This is a genomic window from Bradyrhizobium sp. USDA 3650 (assembly GCF_054057395.1).
On record NZ_JBSRZG010000001.1, the window covers coordinates 4,180,897 to 4,197,756 of the forward strand.

Below are 16,860 nucleotides of genomic sequence, written 5' to 3' on the forward strand. Positions count from 1 at the left end.
AAGCGATGCGAGCGCCAATTCTCAACCAGCTGCTGATCGCCGGCGTTATGGGCTCAAGTATTTTGGGCGCAAGCCTCGCGCAAGCTCAGACGCCTGCACCGCAGACTGCGGCCGTCGCGCCCGATGCGATCAAGCAGCGCGAGCAGGAGCTCGAAGCCGCGCGCGCCAGCAAGAAGAGCGCGGAGGAAGCGCAGGCCAAGCTCAAGGCCGAGATCACCTCGCTCGGCCAGGACCGCACCCAGCTCAATCAACAATTGATCGACACCGCCGCCAATGTGCGCACCGTCGAGACCAAGATCGACGAGGCCGAAGCGCGGTTGCGATCGCTGAACGGCCGCGAGCAGGCGATGCGCAGCTCGCTCGATTTACGCCGCGCCGACATCGTCGAGGTGCTGGCGGCCTTGCAGCGCGCCGGAAGGCGGACGCCGCCGGCGCTGCTGGTGCGGCCCGAGGACGCACTGCAATCGCTGCGCACGGCGATGCTGCTCGGTGCCGTGGTGCCGGAATTGCGCGGCCGCGCCGAGAAGATCGCAAGCGAGCTCGGCGAGCTCGTGGCCTTGCGCAAGACCATCGCGACCGAGCGCGACCAGCTTGCCTCCGACCGCGACAAGGTGCGCAACGACCAGACGCGGCTCGCGGCTCTGGTCGACGAGCGGCAGCGCCAGCAGGCGTCGCGCGAAAAGGACCTCGACGCCGAGAACGCGCGCGCCGTCGCGCTCTCACGACAGGTCGGCGATCTCCAGGGGCTGATCGCCAAGATGGAGCAGGATCTGCAAAGCGCCGCCAAGGCCGCCGAGAAGGCGGCCGAGGCCGCCAGGCAGGCCGAGGCCAAGGCGGCTGCAAACGCGGCCGCCAGCGCCAAGACCGGTCCCGGCGCGTTCAAGGATCGTTCCCGGACCACCCCGGCGATGGCCTTCGCCGCAGCCAAGGGCCTCCTGCCTCTTCCGGTTAACGGTAACAAGATCAGGGATTTCGGCGGTTCGGACGGGCTCGGCGGGGTCCAGAAGGGCATTTCGCTGGCGACCAGGCCCGGCTCCCAGGTCACGACGCCGTGTGATGGCTGGGTAGTCTATGCCGGCCCGTTCCGCAGCTATGGACAACTCTTGATCCTCAATGCCGGGGGCGGGTATCATGTGCTGATCGCCGGGATGGAGCGCATTTCGGTCAACATCGGTCAGTTTGTGCTCACGGGGGAGCCTGTCGCGACCATGGGGTCGACTTCTCAAGTCGCCTCCATTCTCGCCACGAACGCGAGTCAACCTGTGCTCTATGTCGAGTTCCGCAAAGACGGCACTCCAATCGATCCAGGCCCATGGTGGGCCGCAAATGAAGGCGAGAAGGTTCGCGGATGATGCGCAAGACTTCAGTTATCCTCCTCAGCGCGGCCACCGGTGCGGCGCTGACGCTGTTCGTGACGCAACCGCGCGCAGTCTTCATGGGCTCCAGCGCGCGAGCCGCCACCGCGGACACCTATCGCCAGCTCAATTTGTTCGGCGACGTCTTCGAGCGCGTGCGCTCGGACTATGTCGAGAAGCCCGACGACACCAAGCTGATCGAATCCGCGATCAGTGGCATGCTCACCGGTCTCGATCCGCATTCGAGCTACATGGACGCCAAGAGCTTCCGCGACATGCAGGTGCAGACCCGCGGTGAGTTCGGCGGCCTCGGCATCGAAGTCACGATGGAAGACGGCCTGATCAAGGTGGTCTCGCCGATCGACGACACCCCGGCTTCGCGCGCCGGCGTCATGGCCAACGACATCATCACCAATCTCGACGACGAAGCGGTGCAGGGCCTGACCCTGAACCAGGCGGTCGAGAAGATGCGCGGCCCCGTCAACACCAAGATCAAGCTCAAGATCATCCGCAAGGGCCAGGACAATCCGATCGACGTCACGCTGGTGCGCGACAACATCCGCGTTCGTTCGGTGCGCGCCCGCGTCGAGGCCGACGACATCGCCTATATCCGCATCACCACCTTCAACGAGCAGACCACCGAAGGCCTGAAGCGCGAGGTCGCCAACCTCTCGAATCAGATCGGCGACAAGCTGAAGGGCTACGTCATCGACCTCCGCAACAACCCGGGCGGGCTGCTCGAGGAAGCGGTCACCGTCTCCGACTCCTTCCTGGAGAAGGGCGAGATCGTCTCGACCCGCGGCCGCAATGCCGAGGAGACCCAGCGCCGTACCGCGCATACGGGCGACCTCACCAAGGGCAAGCCGGTCATCGTGCTGGTCAATGGCGGCTCGGCTTCGGCGTCGGAGATCGTCGCCGGTGCGCTGCAGGACCACAAGCGCGCGACCATCGTCGGCACGCGCTCGTTCGGCAAGGGCTCGGTGCAGACCATCATTCCGCTCGGAAGCGGCAACGGCGCGCTGCGCCTGACCACGGCGCGCTACTACACGCCGTCGGGCAAGTCGATCCAGGCCAAGGGCATCGTGCCCGACATCGAAGTGCTGCAGGACGTGCCGGACGAGCTGAAGTCGCGCACCGACACCAAGGGCGAAGCTTCGCTGCGCGGCCATCTCAAGAACGACGGCGACGAGAAGACCGGCTCGCAATCCTACGTCCCGCCGGACGCCAAGGACGACAAGGCGCTCAAGCTCGCCGACGATTTGCTCCACGGCATCAAGAACAGCGCGTCCGCGGCGCCCACACCGGGCGGCGACAAGGCCACGACCGACAAGCCCAAAGCGGCGAACTAAGTCGGCGCATCGCGATCTGACGAAAAGGGCGGCTCCCGGAGCCGCCCTTTTTGCTTGGAACTCCTGATATCCCCGGCCTATCCCGGCCTGCCGCCGCTTGACCCCGGCGTGGTATCGTCGTCTCGAGTGATTCGGGATCGCGCATGACTGAAACGGCCGATGATCTGAGCGCCCCGCTCGGACGGGACAAGCCGCGCCGGAAACGCCGGCTGCGGCTGCCGTTCACGGCCATGCAGCTGCTCGCTGTCCTGCTCGGCCTGTTCCTGGTCACCTTTGCCGGCTTCGCCATCTTCAACAAGGATCCGCTCGGCGGCGAGCCGATGACGCGGCTCGCGATCCGCGAGCCCAGTGCCGCAGACAAGGCCGGCGATGACAAGCCGGCCGCTTCCGGCCACGGCCAGGACAGCAAGCAGGAAAGCAAGCACGAGACCAAGGAGACACCGAAGCAGGCGGGCGAGCAGAAGACCGTCACCATGATCGACGGTTCCACCGGCACGCGCCACGACGTGGTGATCGGCGGCGATCCTGCCGGCAAGAGCGAGGCGGCCGCGGCCTCCGCACCGCCGCCCGTCATGGCCGGGATCGACCCAAAACTCCTCGAGAAATCGCGCTACGGCATGATCCCCGCGATGTCCGGGGACCTCAAGCCGTTCAACGTCTATGCGGCGGATGCCGATCGCGCCAAGGCCGCCAAGATGCCGGTGGTCGCGATCCTGATCGGCGGCCTCGGCGTCGGCGCCGCCAAGACCACCGATGCCATCATGCGGCTGCCAGCGGCGGTGACGCTGGCCTTCACGCCTTATGGGTCCGATCCAGGAAAACTCGCCGAGCGCGCCCGCGCCCAGCGCCACGAGATCTTCCTCCAGATCCCGATGGAGCCCTATGACTTCCCCGACAACGATCCGGGGCCGCAGACGCTGCTGACGTCGCTAAGTGCCGACCAGAACATGGACCGGCTGTACTGGCATCTGAGCCGGATGCAGGGCTATGCCGGCCTCACCAATTTCATGGGCGCCCGCTTCATCGCAACGGAGCCGGCGATGCAGCCGATCATCCGCGAGGCGGCCAAGCGCGGCCTCGGCTTCTTCGACGACGGCTCCTCGCCGCGCAGCATCGCGCCCCAGGCCGCCGGCAGCCTGGCGATGCCGTTCGGCAAGGGCGATATCGCGATCGACGCGGTGCCGACCCCGGCCGAGATCGACCGCGCCCTGACCAAGCTCGAGGCGGCGGCGCGCGAGCGCGGCGTGGCCGTGGGCACCGCCTCCGCCCTCCCGGTCTCGATCGAGCGCATCGGCGCCTGGACCAAGACATTGGGCGACCGAGGTATCCTTTTGGTGCCATTGACAACCGCGATGCTGAAATCAAAATCCAGCTAAATCAACGGATTGGTACGGCACAGGCCGGCGGGGCCTGCTTCAGCCTTACCGACAGCATGCGAGAGGTCTGGCGGAATGGCGCGTTACGAGGATCTGCCCTACCGGACCTGCGTCGGCGTGATGTTGCTCAACAAGGACGGACTGGTGTTCATCGGCCGCCGCGCCGGTGGCATCGAGCATGTCGACGACACTCATGTCTGGCAGATGCCGCAGGGCGGCGTCGATCCCGGCGAGGACAATTGGGAGGCCGCCAAGCGCGAGCTCTATGAGGAGACCAGCGTGCGTTCCGTCGAGCGGCTCGGTGAGGTTCCGGACTGGCTCACTTACGACATTCCGCGCACGGTCGCCGGGCGTACCTGGAAGGGCCGCTACCGCGGTCAGCGCCAGAAATGGTTCGCGGTCCGCTTCACCGGCAAGGACAGCGAGATCAACGTCGAAAAGCCCGGCGGCGGCCACAAGGCCGAGTTCGTGAGCTGGCGCTGGGAGCCGATGAAGAACCTGACCGGGCTGATCGTCCCGTTCAAGCGCCCGGTCTACGAGCGCGTGGTGAAGGAATTTTCCCCGCTGGCGCAGGATTAAGTTCAAGTCGCCGTTCCAGCTTGATGCTAATGCACAGCCTGGAATGACGACGAGAGATCCACGCGTGAGCACTGAAAAACCCTACCGTCCCAATGTCGGAATCGCGCTGTTCAACGCCGATGGCCGCGTGCTGATCGGGCACCGCTTCAAGGGCGACGGACCCGAGATCATCCTGCCGGGCCTGGACTGGCAGATGCCGCAGGGCGGCGTCGATGAGGGCGAGGATCTGCGCGACGCTGCGCTGCGCGAGCTCTGGGAAGAGACCAGCGTCAAGAGCGCAACCTATCTCGGCGAGACCGACTGGCTGACTTACGAATTCCCGCCCTATGACGGGCCGCAGACGCACCGGCTGGCGAAATTCCGCGGCCAGCGCCAGAAGTGGTTCGCGCTGCGCTTCACCGGCAAGGATGACGAGATCGATCCGCTGACGCCGCGCAACGGACAGCCCGCCGAGTTCGACGCCTGGCGCTGGGAGCGGCTCGACCGCGTCCCCGATGTCGTGGTGCCGTTCCGCCGCCATGTCTACAGCGCCGTGGCGCAGCAGTTCGCGCCGTTCGCGAACTAAAAACGCGAAAACAACCCCATGCACAGTAGGACGGGGTTGAAATCAACAGAGAACTTTCGCCCGAAATTTGCGCGAGCCTAATTGATCGGTCCCACCGTGAACGGGCCGATCGCGATGACGTGGCAGTCGCTGTCGCGCTTGGCGCAGTCGGCGAGCGCGGAATTGACGGCGGACTGCTCGTCGGCGGCCCTCACACCGAGGCCCGGCCGGCCCGCGGTGCCGACCGCGACGGCGTTCCAGCCCATGCCATCTCCGAGCTTGCGCACCACCTCGTCGCGCGCGTCGGCGACAATCGAGGCGTTGGATGCCGCGTGGAAGAAGCCGGTGATCCGGAGCAGGGTCGGGATCGGCACGATGAAATTCTCGTCGACCGCAACGACCAGGCAGGCGACGCCGGCGATCGCGCCGCACGATTCCAGCGAACGCCGCGCGGCATCGTCGGCGGATCCTGCGCCCATCACCATGAAATATTGACCGCCCGGGCCGAGCGCGACCGCGCGGGATTTTGCCGCGGGCACGAACATGTTCTCGAGCCGGACCTTGGCGGGATCGCGCACCATCGGAAACTCTTTCGAGGCGAAGGCGCGTTCGGTCATGGCATCATGCCGGACGAACGGTTGCGGCGGCATCGGCGGCTTGCCGTGTGTGTAGACGACGTTGTTGCCGACCGCATAGAGCTCGCAGCGCCGCGGCGACTGCGCGGCATCGGCGCGCTTCTGGCACTGATCGAGTGCGGCGTTGCGCGCGGCTTCCTCGTTCGGCTGATTCAACGACGCGCCGGTGAAACCGCCGACATTGAGCGCGAACGCCTTGTAGTCGCCCGCAGCGGAATAGTCGCTCGCCAGGTAGTTGCGGATGCGCTCGTTGATGAAGGGGACGCTGTCGGCGGGAAACTTGCCGGCCATCGGCGAAGCCGATGCTGCCGGCATGGGCATCGGCGCTTTCGCCGCCATGGTGGATGACGGGCTTGGTGCAGTTGGTGCGGGGCTTGATACAGGGCTTGATGCAGCGCTTGGCACGGTCGCTGCGATCGCCGGCGCCCTCGTGGTCTCGAGCTTGGTGAAATAGAGGAAGCCGCCGACGCCGATGGCGACGACGGAGACGACACCGACCACCAGCGGCCACATCCAGTTCGGCGCGGGCGCGGCCTTCGCCACCTTCTTGATCTGCGGCGTTGCGTAGCTGCCGTCCCCGCGCCGCATCGCCACCATGTAGGCGTGCACTGGCGTCGGGATGTTCTTGACCTCCTGCGCGCCGATATCGGCGAACTGCACCGACAGCTTGTTGGCGACCTGCTCGTGCACCGCGCGGGAGACGCAGATGCCGCCGACCTCGGCGAGGCCCTCGAGCCGGGCGGCGATATTGACGCCGTCACCGAGCAGATCACCGTCGCGCTCGACCACGTCGCCGATGGTGATGCCGATGCGGAACGACATCTGCCGGCTTGGCGGATAGGCCATGTTGCGGGTTCGCAGGGATTCCTGGATATCGATCGCGCAGCGCACCGCATCGACTGCGCTTGGAAATTCCGCGAGCACGGCGTCGCCCGCGGTGTTGAAGATGCGCCCGCCCGCCCTGGCGATGAAATCGTCGACGACCTCGCGATAGGAGGCGAGACGCCGCAGCGTCTCCTCTTCGTCTTCCGCGACCAGTCGCGAGTAGCCGGCAATATCGGCCGCGAAAATCGCTGCGATCTTGCGTTTCATCTGCGGCCGGCCCCCGGAACAAAGTTCGCGGGCGCAGAATGGCGCTATCGGCGGCGCCGTGCAACAAAGTTTCAGCGCCCGCCACTTCCGTGACAAGCGCTGGATTCATTCAGGAATTTGTAGCTTGAGCCCCGGCGCGGTGCACCGAGGCTTAGTGCATAGCCGTGGTGTTGAGCTCGTGCTGGATGCTCTTGAAGTGGTCGAGCCGCGCAATGGCTTGATCGAGCTCGTCGCCTTCGTGCTCCTTCAAGCCCTCTTCCATCTCCGAGACGGTCGCGGCGAACTGGGCGCGGTCGAGCTCGGCCAGCGAGGTCGCGACGTCGGCGAGCACGGTGAGGCCCTTGTCGGAAACTTCGGCGATACCGCCGAGCACGATGATCTTCTCGTGCTTGCCGCCGGTGGTCACGGTGAGAATGCCGGGCCGGATCGCGGCCACGACCGGCGCATGTCCCGCCAGCACGCCGAAGTCACCCTCGACGCCGGGGATATCGACCTGGTCGACCTCGCCCGAGAAGGCGAGCTTTTCCGGCGAGACGAGATCGAAGTGGAAGGTGGCCATTGGAAACCTGCGAATGGTGAGTAGCGAATTACAAATGGAGCGGGAGCAGCGCGACTATTCGCTACTCCCCGCTCGCCCTTCGCAGCTTAGGCCGCCTCGGCCGCCAGCTTCTTGCCCTTCTCGATCGCCTCTTCGATGGTGCCGACCATGTAGAAGGCGGCTTCCGGCAGGTGGTCATACTTGCCTTCGCAGAGGCCGCGGAAACCCTTGATGGTGTCCGCGAGGTCGACGAACTTGCCGGGCGAGCCGGTGAAGATTTCGGCGACGTGGAACGGCTGCGACAGGAAGCGCTCAATCTTGCGGGCGCGAGCCACCGTCAGCTTGTCCTCTTCCGAAAGCTCGTCCATGCCGAGAATGGCGATGATGTCCTGCAGCGACTTGTAGCGCTGCAGCACCTGCTGGACCTGACGCGCGGTGTCGTAATGCTCCTGGCCGACGACGAGCGGCGAGAGCATGCGCGAGGTCGAGTCGAGCGGATCCACCGCCGGATAGATGCCCTTTTCCGAGATCGCGCGGTTCAACACCGTGGTGGCGTCCAAATGCGCGAACGAGGTCGCGGGCGCCGGGTCGGTCAAGTCGTCGGCCGGAACGTAAATGGCCTGCACCGAGGTGATCGAACCCTTCTGGGTGGTGGTGATGCGCTCCTGCAGCGCGCCCATGTCGGTGGCGAGCGTCGGCTGATAACCCACGGCGCTCGGGATACGACCGAGCAGCGCCGACACTTCAGAACCGGCCTGGGTGAAGCGGAAGATGTTGTCGACGAAGAACAGCACGTCCTGGCCCTGGTCACGGAAGTGCTCGGCGACGGTCAGACCGGTGAGGCCGACGCGGGCGCGGGCGCCGGGCGGCTCGTTCATCTGGCCGAACACCAGCGCGCACTTCGACTTGACGCTCGGATCCGGATTGTGCGGATCGGCGTTGACCTTGGACTCGATGAACTCGTGATAGAGGTCGTTGCCCTCGCGGGTACGCTCGCCGACGCCGGCGAACACGGAGTAACCACCGTGCGCCTTCGCGACGTTGTTGATCAGCTCCTGGATCAGCACGGTCTTGCCGACGCCGGCGCCGCCGAACAGGCCGATCTTGCCGCCCTTGGCGTAGGGCGCGAGCAAGTCGACGACCTTGATGCCGGTGACGAGAATTTCAGCTTCGGTCGACTGGTCGGTGTAGCTCGGCGCTTCCTGATGGATGGCGCGCTTGCCTTCGGACTGGATCGGGCCGGCTTCGTCGATCGGCTCGCCGATCACGTTCATGATGCGCCCGAGCGTGCCCGCACCGACCGGAACCGAGATCGGCTGACCGGTGTCGGTCACTTCCTGGCCGCGGACCAGACCTTCGGTCACGTCCATCGCGATCGTGCGCACGGTGGACTCACCGAGATGCTGCGCAACTTCCAGCACGAGGCGGATGTTGCCGTTCTTGGTTTCCAACGAATTCAGAATGGCCGGCAGATGGCCTTCGAACTGAACGTCGACGACGGCGCCCATGACCTGGGTGACACGACCGACCTGGGTAGCTGCTGTAGCCATGAAGCTCTCCTTCGAAATTCTTTACTTGAACGACCGTCGTTTGGTTCGTGCGTCAGACCGCCTCGGCGCCGGAGATGATCTCGATCAGCTCCTTGGTGATCTGGGCTTGACGGGTTCGGTTGTAGATCTGGGTTTGCTTGCGGATCATTTCGCCGGCATTGCGGGTGGCGTTGTCCATCGAGCTCATCTGGGCGCCGTAGAACGAGGCGTTGTTTTCCAGCAGCGCGCGGAAGATCTGCACCGCGATATTCCGCGGCAACAGGCCGGAGAGGAGTTCGTCTTCCTCCGGCTCGTAGTCGTAGGACGTCGACGGCGCGTTCGCCGCCTTTTCTTCCACGGTCAGCGGAATGATCTGCTGTGCGGTCGGGACCTGGGCAATCACCGACTTGAACTGCGCGTAGAACAGCGTGCAGACGTCGAATTCGCCGTTGTCGAAGCGGGCCAGAACCTTCTTTGCGATGTCCTCGGCGCTGACGAAGCCGAGCTGACGAACGCCGCGCAGGTCGAGATGCTCGACGATCTGCTTGTCGTACAGGCGGCGGAGCTGCTCGTAGCCCTTGCGGCCGACGCAGAAGAATTTGACTTCCTTGCCCTGCGCCATCAGCGCCTGGGCGCGCTCGCGCGCGAGGCGCACGATCGAGGAGTTGAACGCGCCGGAGAGGCCGCGCTCGCCGGTGCAGACCAGCAGCAGGTGAACCTGGTCCTTGCCGGTGCCGGCCAGCAGCACCGGAGCGCCGGGCGAACCGGCGGCAGCGCTGGCGATGTTGGAGATCACCGCGCTCATCTTGTCGGCATAGGGCCGCGCCGCCTCGGCCGCCTGCTGGGCGCGGCGCAATCGGGACGCTGCGACCATCTGCATGGCCTTGGTGATCTTCTGCGTCGCCTTGGTGGAGGCGATGCGGACGCGCATGTCTTTAAGTGACGCCATTCTTCGTTCACCCCGGCGGTTCGATCCCCTGGATCAAGCCGCTAGCCTATCCCAGTCGTCATGCCCGGGCGTGTCCCGGGCATCCACGTCTTCGTTTCCATGCAGTGAGGCACGGACGGCCGGGACAACAAGCCCGGCCTTGCGACCGTTCTCTTATGCGAAGCTCTTGGCGAAACCTTCGACCACCGACTTCAGCTTGGCGGCACTGTCGTCGGAGAGATCGCGGCTGTCGCGGATCGCGTTGAGGATCTCGACGTTCTTGCCGCGTAGCAGCGACAACAGACCATCCTCGAACGCGCGCACCTTGCTGACCGGAAGCGGATCGAGATAGCCGTTGGTGCCGGCCCAGATCACGCAGACCTGCTCTTCCATCTTCAGCGGCGCGAACTGCGGCTGCTTCAGGAGCTCGGTGAGACGCGAGCCGCGGTTGAGCAGGCGCTGGGTCGAGGCGTCGAGGTCGGAGCCGAACTGCGCGAACGCCGCCATTTCGCGGTACTGCGCCAGCTCGCCCTTGATCTTGCCGGCGACCTTCTTGGTGGCCTTGGTCTGCGCCGAGGAGCCGACGCGCGACACCGACAGACCGACGTTCACCGCGGGGCGGATGCCCTGGAAGAACAGGTCGGTTTCGAGGAAGATCTGGCCGTCGGTGATCGAGATGACGTTGGTCGGAATGTAGGCCGACACGTCGTTGGCCTGGGTTTCGATGACCGGCAGCGCCGTCAGCGAGCCCGAGCCCTGGTCCTTGTTCAGCTTCGCCGCGCGCTCGAGCAGGCGGGAATGCAGATAGAACACGTCGCCCGGATAGGCTTCGCGGCCCGGCGGGCGGCGCAGCAGCAGCGACATCTGGCGGTAGGCGACGGCCTGCTTGGACAAATCGTCATAGATGATGACGGCGTGCATGCCGTTGTCGCGGAAGTACTCGCCCATGGTGCAGCCGGTGAACGGCGCGATGTACTGCATCGGTGCCGGATCGGATGCGGTGGCGGCGACGATGATCGAGTATTCCAGCGCACCCTGCTCTTCCAGTACCTTCACGAACTGGGCAACGGTCGAGCGCTTCTGGCCGATCGCGACGTAGACGCAATACAGCTTGATGTTCTCGTCCGGCTGCGCGTTGAGCGGCTTCTGGTTGAGGATGGTGTCGAGCGCGATCGCGGTCTTGCCGGTCTGACGGTCGCCGATGATCAGCTCGCGCTGGCCGCGGCCGATCGGGATCAGGGCGTCGATCGCCTTGAGGCCGGTCGCCATCGGCTCGTTCACGGACTTGCGCGGAATGATGCCGGGCGCCTTGACGTCGACGCGCATGCGCTTGTCAGCCTGGATCGGGCCCTTGCCGTCGATCGGGTTGCCGAGCGCGTCGACGACGCGGCCGAGCAGGCCCTTGCCGACCGGCGCGTCCACGATGGCGCGGGTGCGCTTGACGGTCTGACCTTCCTTGATCTCGCGGTCGGCGCCGAAAATGACGATACCGACGTTGTCGGTTTCGAGGTTCAGCGCCATGCCGCGGGTGCCGTTCTCGAACTCGACCATTTCACCGGCCTGGACGTTATCCAGACCGTAAACGCGGGCGATACCGTCGCCGACGGACAGCACCTGTCCGACTTCGGAGACTTCAGCTTCCTGGCCGAAATTCTTGATCTGGTCCTTGAGGATCGCGGAAATTTCCGCGGCGCGGATGTCCATCAGCCTGCCTCTTTCATCGCGTGCTTGATCGAATTGAGTTTGGTGCGAAGCGAGCTATCGATCATCCGGCTGCCAAGCTTGACCACGAGGCCACCGATGATCGAGGGATCGACCTTCACGTTGAGCGCGACGTCCTTGCCGGTCACCGACTTCAGGGCAACCTTGAGAGCGTCGAGATTCTTGTCCGAGAGCGCCTCCGCCACGGTGACGTCGGCCGTGGCCTCGCCCTTGAACCTGGCGACCAGGGCGCGATAGGCGCGGATCACGTCAGCCACCGCGAACAGGCGACGGTTGGCGGTCAGCACTTTCAGGAAATTGGCGGAGATGCCGGCGATGCCCGCCTTGTCCAACACGGCCGAGAGGGCCCTGGACTGGGCGTCGGCCGCGAAAACCGGGCTGCGAACGAGGCGCTTCAGATCGGCGCTTTCGTTCAGCATGCCCTCGAATTTCTCGAGATCGGCTTTGACCTCGTCGACCACTTTCTGGTCGCGGGCCAGTTCAAACAAGGCCGTTGCATAACGGCCCGACACACCGGAAACGGACGTATCTTCTGCAGCCACAGACGTGCTCTTTTTGCTGTCAAACTCGCAAGGGAAAAACCGTCGCCACAAAGCGGCGCCTAGCGATCCAAGCCCTTGGAATTCAAGCGGGACTTCGATTTTCGACCCCGCACGGAAGTGCCGGGCTCGTTAAAATCGCGGCTTTGCTAACATAGCAGGCGCGCACGTGCAACATGACGCCAAATTAAAGGCATGACGTTCTGTCGCCAGTTCGTCGCAGTCCACGACGACGCGGCGACGACCTGCCATGCCGCGGAATTGCCACAGCGGTTAAGGTCACCTGCGAGCCGATGTCGGCCATTGGTTCCTGCCCTCAGCGCATAGCGGCCATGAACACGGATCGCTGAGGCGTGATTCCGGCGCTCCTAGCTTCACTCGCCGAATACTTTCCGAATTCTAAATGCGGAAAGCGATGACTTCGTTTTACAGTATTCGCGAGTAATCTATAGGTTAATGAATCGTAAATTTCAATATTACGGAATGTTGGCTGAATATCCCTGCCGGTAACAAGATATTACACGGCGACACAGAACGGATTTACTGCCCAATTCACGCCTCATTAGGAATCGAAACGCGGTCCCGCTCGCAAACTTACGGGGGCTCCACTTGCCACATATGTGGCAATACTAGCTTAGGGACCAATATATGCTTTGTTTGAAGACGCTGGGCTCTGTGACCCGGCCGCGTACGGCGATCGCCTTTGTTGCCGCAACTCTTCTCATCGGTGGAACTGCCACCGAAGCTTCCGCCAAATCCCGCCATCACCATCGGTATTCCCACCATCATCACCGCCATCAGGCCCAGAACGATGCCAACACGACCTCTGATTGGCGTAACGCCAATGCGTCGATGACGCCGTCGCAGGGCACCGGACGTTCCTTCTCCGGCATGGCTTCCTTTTACGGCAACGAGTCCGGCAGCAGGACCGCCTCGGGCCAGCGCTTCAACCAGAACGCCATGACCGCGGCGCACCGTTCGCTGCCGTTCGGCACCAAGCTGCGGGTCACCCATGGCGGCTCGAGCGTCATCGTCACCATCAACGACCGTGGCCCGTTCATTCGCGGCCGTGTCCTCGACCTCTCCACGGGCGCTGCCCGCGCCATCGGCCTCACCGGCGCCGGCGTCGGCCGCGTCACCGCGGAAGTCGTCTCCTAAGACGCGCGACGCCCGAAAATAAGCCCGCCGTCTTGGGGGACGGCGGGCTTTTTGTTTGTTCCGTCATGACGAGTGTGTCCCGGCTCTGCTGCGCACCGTCAAAGAGACGCTGCGCTGCGTCCGGGGCACGAGAGCAGCCCCTTACAAAAAGCTCTGCGGATCGACGTCGACTTCGAGCTTTTGATTGCCCTTCGGCTTCGGGCACACGGCAAGCCAGTTGCGCAAATAATCCGACAGGTCGAAGCCGCGCGCCGATTTCACCAGGATTCGGAAGCGGTAGCGGCCCTTGATGACCGCGAGCGGGGCTTCCGCCGGGCCGAGCACCACCACGCGCTCGTCGCGCGGCGCGAGCGCAACGAGGTGGCGGCCAAAGCCTTCGGCGCTCGGCCGGTCGCCGGCGGAAATGATCAGGCTCGCGAGCCGCCCGAACGGCGGATAGAGCGTGCGTTCGCGCAAATCGATCTCGCTGTCGTAGAACGCTTCGCGGTCGCAGGCGATCAGCGCCTTCATCACGGGATGATCGGGCTGGTGGGTCTGGAGATAACCGACGCCGCGGCCCTGCTCGCGCCCGGCGCGGCCGATCACCTGGTTGAGCAATTGCCAGGTGCGCTCGGAGGCGCGCGGATCGCCATTGGACAGGCCGAGATCCGCATCGACCACGCCGACGAGGTTGAGCCGCGGGAAATTGTGGCCCTTGGCGACGAGCTGGGTACCGATGATGACGTCGACGCGGCCCTCCGCGATGTCATTCAGCTCGGAGCGCATCGTCTCGATCGAGGTGATGAGATCGCTCGACAGCACCATGGTGCGCGCCTCCGGGAACAGCGCCGCCGCTTCCTCCTGCAGGCGCTCGACACCTGGCCCGACCGCGACCAGCGATTCCTCCGCCGCGCAATGCGGACAGGTTTGCGGTCGCGGCATCGAGAAGCCGCAATGGTGACAGACGAGGCGCTGGCGGAAGCGGTGATCGACCAGCCAGGCATCGCAGATGGTGCAGGCGAAGCGATGGCCGCAGGCGCGGCACAGCGTCAACGGCGCATAGCCGCGGCGATTGAGGAACAATAGCGCCTGCTCGCGCCGCTCGATCGCGGTCCTGATCTCGGACGCCAGCCGCGGCGAGATGAAGCGGCCGCGCGCCGGCGGCTCGCGGCGCATGTCGATGGCCTCGATATGCGGCATGTGCTGGCCGCCGAAGCGCGACGGCAGCGCGATGCGCTGATAGCGGTTCTTGCGCGCATTGACCTCGGATTCGACCGACGGCGTCGCCGACGCCAGCACGATCGGGACCTTTGCGATATGGGCGCGCACCACCGCCATGTCGCGGGCGTGATAATGCACGCCCTCGTCCTGCTTGTAGGCCTGGTCGTGCTCCTCATCGACCACGATGAGACCGAGATTGGCGTAAGGCAGAAACAGCGCCGAGCGCGCGCCGACCACGACCGGCGCGCTGCCTTCGGAGATCGCCGCCCAATTGCGCGCGCGGGTGCGCGGCGTCAGCTCGGAATGCCATTCCAGAGGCCGCACGCCAAAACGTTGCGCAAAGCGATCGAGGAACTGGCCGGTGAGCGCGATCTCCGGCATCAGGATCAGCGACTGTTTTCCGCGGCGGATCGCCTCGGCCACGGCTTCGAAGTAAACCTCGGTCTTGCCCGAGCCGGTGACACCGTCGAGCAGCGCGACGTGAAAGCTGCCGTTGGCCGCGAGCGCGCGCATCGCATCGACCCCGGCGCGCTGGAGCGGCGAAAAATCCGGCCGGCTGAAATCCGGATCTGGGGCCGGCGGCGGCGGAGGCGGCGGCATCGGCTCGACCGCGAGCGTGCCTTCGTCGACGAGGCCGTCGATCACGCCGGCCGAAACGCCGGCCTCCTTGGCGGCTTCCGACTTGCCGTGCAGCAGCCGGTCCGACAGCACCTCGATCAGGCGCTGCCGCGCCGGCGTCAGCCGTTTTGGCGGATCGCCGACCAGGCGCACGCCGGCGCGCACCCGCTCGGGGCCGAGGTTTTCGCCCATCCGCAGGCACATGCGCAGCACCATGCCGCGCGGGCTCAGCGTGTAATTGGCGATCCAGTCCACGACCGCACGCAGCTCGGGCTTCAACGGCGGGATGTCGAGCTTTTCGCTGACCTCCTTGAGGCGGTTGTGCAGGCGCGGATCCGGATTGGCGTTTTCGGCCCAGACCACGGCGAGCACCTCGCGCGGGCCGAGCGGCACGCCGATAATATCGCCCGCCTTCAGCTCCATCCCGCGCGGCACCTTGTAGGAATAGGTCTGGTCGAGCGCGACCGGCACCAGCACGTCGACCATGCGGGTCGCGTTGGCGGAGACGGCGTTGCTGCGCGACGTGTGGTCCATGGAGGGGAATCGGAACCCGGGGCTTCAAGGCTAGCGCCCTGAGGCGGCCTTAGCGAACGATAAACGAGTGTGATGCGATATACTGAGTGGAATCACCACGTCCAGAGCGCATGAGCAAAGCCGCCGCCCCACAGATCGAGCTCGCCAGCGCCGATCCTGACATCGCGCAGGAGATGACGCGCTGGCTGTCGCATCTCGGCGCGGAGCGGCGGCTGTCGCCGAAGACGCTGGAAGCCTATGCCCGCGATTTGCGGCAGTGCCTGAATTTCCTCTGCGGCCATTGGGGCGAGCGGGTGACGCTGAAGCGGTTCGCCGCGCTGGAGGCCACCGATATCAGGGCCTTCATGGCGATGCGCCGCGCCGACGATATTGCCGGACGCTCGCTGATGCGCGCACTCGCGGGCCTGCGTTCGTTCGGCCGCTTCCTCGAACGCGAAGGCAAGGGCAAGGTCGGGGCGCTCTCGGCGATCCGCGCGCCGAAAGTCGCCAAGAGCCTGCCAAAGCCGCTGCCGATGGCGTCGGCCAAACGTCTCGCGGACGCCGACGAACGCGCCGGCGAGGATCGCGAGACCTGGATTCTGGCGCGCGATGCCGCGGTGATGGCTCTCCTCTACGGCTCGGGCCTGCGCATCTCCGAAGCGCTTGGCCTGACGCGCCGCGAGGTGCCGCGTCCCGGTGAAGGCGACGTGCTGATCGTAACGGGCAAAGGCAACAAGACCCGCATGGTGCCGGTGCTCCAGAACGTGCTCGAACTGGTGCAGGACTACGTTTCGATGTGCCCGTATCCGCTGCCGGCCGAGGGCCCGATCTTCGTCGGCGCACGCGGCGGGCCCTTGAGCCCGCGCATCATCCAGCTCGCGATGGAGCGGCTGCGCGGCGCGCTTGGCCTGCCCGACAGCGCCACGCCGCACGCGCTCCGGCATTCCTTCGCCACGCATTTGTTGTCACGCGGCGGCGATTTGCGCGCGATCCAGGAATTGCTCGGCCATGCCTCGCTCTCGACCACGCAGATCTATACCGGCATCGATGCCGAGCGGCTGCTGGAAGTCTATGCCAGCGCGCATCCGCGGCGCTGACGCTGACATGAAGCTGTCATAGCAAGCCTCTCGGCACGCATGCCTCTTGCGCGGCGCGCGCGGTTCGGTCAATCGTGGGGGAACCGAG

Annotated in this window: 14 protein-coding genes; 7 read left to right on the plus strand and 7 right to left on the minus strand. The window is 65.2% G+C overall.

The annotated features are described in order from the left end of the window. Positions 1–5: 5 nt before the first annotated feature. The 5 genes from ACVIN2_RS19430 to ACVIN2_RS19450 all read left to right on the plus strand — a co-directional run bounded on the left by ACVIN2_RS19430 (position 6) and on the right by ACVIN2_RS19450 (position 5,224). Positions 6–1,352, plus strand: a complete 1,347-nt coding sequence (locus ACVIN2_RS19430) for a murein hydrolase activator EnvC family protein (protein WP_456766772.1) — start codon at positions 6–8, stop codon at positions 1,350–1,352. Next, positions 1,349–2,704 carry a S41 family peptidase gene (locus ACVIN2_RS19435; RefSeq protein WP_018459850.1) on the plus strand — a complete coding sequence of 452 codons (1,356 nt, stop codon included), beginning with the start codon at positions 1,349–1,351 and terminating at the stop codon, positions 2,702–2,704. Before ACVIN2_RS19430 ends, ACVIN2_RS19435 begins: the two co-directional genes overlap by 4 nt. A 143-nt stretch (positions 2,705–2,847) precedes the next feature. After that, positions 2,848–4,080 carry a divergent polysaccharide deacetylase family protein gene (locus ACVIN2_RS19440; protein ID WP_456766773.1) on the plus strand — a complete coding sequence of 411 codons (1,233 nt, stop codon included), beginning with the start codon at positions 2,848–2,850 and terminating at the stop codon, positions 4,078–4,080. A 75-nt stretch (positions 4,081–4,155) separates the two neighbouring features. After that, positions 4,156–4,659: an RNA pyrophosphohydrolase gene (locus ACVIN2_RS19445; protein ID WP_456766774.1), complete on the plus strand. Its 504-nt coding sequence runs from the start codon at positions 4,156–4,158 to the stop codon at positions 4,657–4,659. A 64-nt stretch (positions 4,660–4,723) separates the two neighbouring features. Next, positions 4,724–5,224 (plus strand): RNA pyrophosphohydrolase, encoded by a 501-nt coding sequence (locus ACVIN2_RS19450; protein ID WP_063992361.1) that lies wholly within the window; start codon positions 4,724–4,726, stop codon positions 5,222–5,224. Between the two features lie 77 nt (positions 5,225–5,301). On the opposite strand, the gene ACVIN2_RS19455 is transcribed toward ACVIN2_RS19450, so the two are convergent. The 6 genes from ACVIN2_RS19455 to ACVIN2_RS19480 all read right to left on the minus strand — a co-directional run bounded on the left by ACVIN2_RS19455 (position 5,302) and on the right by ACVIN2_RS19480 (position 12,189). Beyond that, positions 5,302–6,930: an adenylate/guanylate cyclase domain-containing protein gene (locus ACVIN2_RS19455; RefSeq protein ID WP_456766775.1), complete on the minus strand. Its 1,629-nt coding sequence runs from the start codon at positions 6,928–6,930 to the stop codon at positions 5,302–5,304. 151 nt (positions 6,931–7,081) lie between these two features. Beyond that, a complete protein-coding gene (locus tag ACVIN2_RS19460) occupies positions 7,082–7,489 on the minus strand; it encodes a F0F1 ATP synthase subunit epsilon (protein WP_456766776.1) in 408 nt (135 codons plus the stop codon). Positions 7,490–7,575: 86 nt separating this feature from the next. Continuing rightward, entirely contained in the window at positions 7,576–9,018 is a 1,443-nt protein-coding gene (gene atpD / locus ACVIN2_RS19465; protein ID WP_007604346.1) for a F0F1 ATP synthase subunit beta, read from the minus strand. Positions 9,019–9,070: 52 nt separating this feature from the next. After that, entirely contained in the window at positions 9,071–9,946 is an 876-nt protein-coding gene (locus tag ACVIN2_RS19470; RefSeq protein ID WP_456766777.1) for a F0F1 ATP synthase subunit gamma, read from the minus strand. A gap of 153 nt (positions 9,947–10,099) precedes the next feature. Next, a complete protein-coding gene (atpA, locus tag ACVIN2_RS19475; protein WP_456766778.1) occupies positions 10,100–11,629 on the minus strand; it encodes a F0F1 ATP synthase subunit alpha in 1,530 nt (509 codons plus the stop codon). Further along, on the minus strand, positions 11,629–12,189 hold the full coding sequence (locus ACVIN2_RS19480) for a F0F1 ATP synthase subunit delta (RefSeq protein WP_007604340.1): 561 nt from the start codon (positions 12,187–12,189) through the stop codon (positions 11,629–11,631). The genes atpA and ACVIN2_RS19480 overlap by 1 nt, the downstream gene beginning before the upstream one ends. Positions 12,190–12,834: 645 nt before the next feature. On the opposite strand from ACVIN2_RS19480, the gene ACVIN2_RS19485 reads away from it, so the two are divergent. Beyond that, positions 12,835–13,344 (plus strand): septal ring lytic transglycosylase RlpA family protein, encoded by a 510-nt coding sequence (locus tag ACVIN2_RS19485; protein ID WP_456766779.1) that lies wholly within the window; start codon positions 12,835–12,837, stop codon positions 13,342–13,344. A gap of 141 nt (positions 13,345–13,485) precedes the next feature. Here ACVIN2_RS19485 and ACVIN2_RS19490 read toward each other — a convergent pair whose 3' ends face one another. Beyond that, on the minus strand, positions 13,486–15,696 hold the full coding sequence (locus tag ACVIN2_RS19490) for a primosomal protein N' (RefSeq protein WP_456766780.1): 2,211 nt from the start codon (positions 15,694–15,696) through the stop codon (positions 13,486–13,488). 110 nt (positions 15,697–15,806) lie between these two features. Here ACVIN2_RS19490 and ACVIN2_RS19495 point away from each other — a divergent pair, with 110 nt between their 5' ends. Continuing rightward, positions 15,807–16,772 (plus strand): tyrosine recombinase XerC, encoded by a 966-nt coding sequence (locus ACVIN2_RS19495; RefSeq protein WP_456766781.1) that lies wholly within the window; start codon positions 15,807–15,809, stop codon positions 16,770–16,772. Positions 16,773–16,860 lie beyond the last annotated feature (88 nt).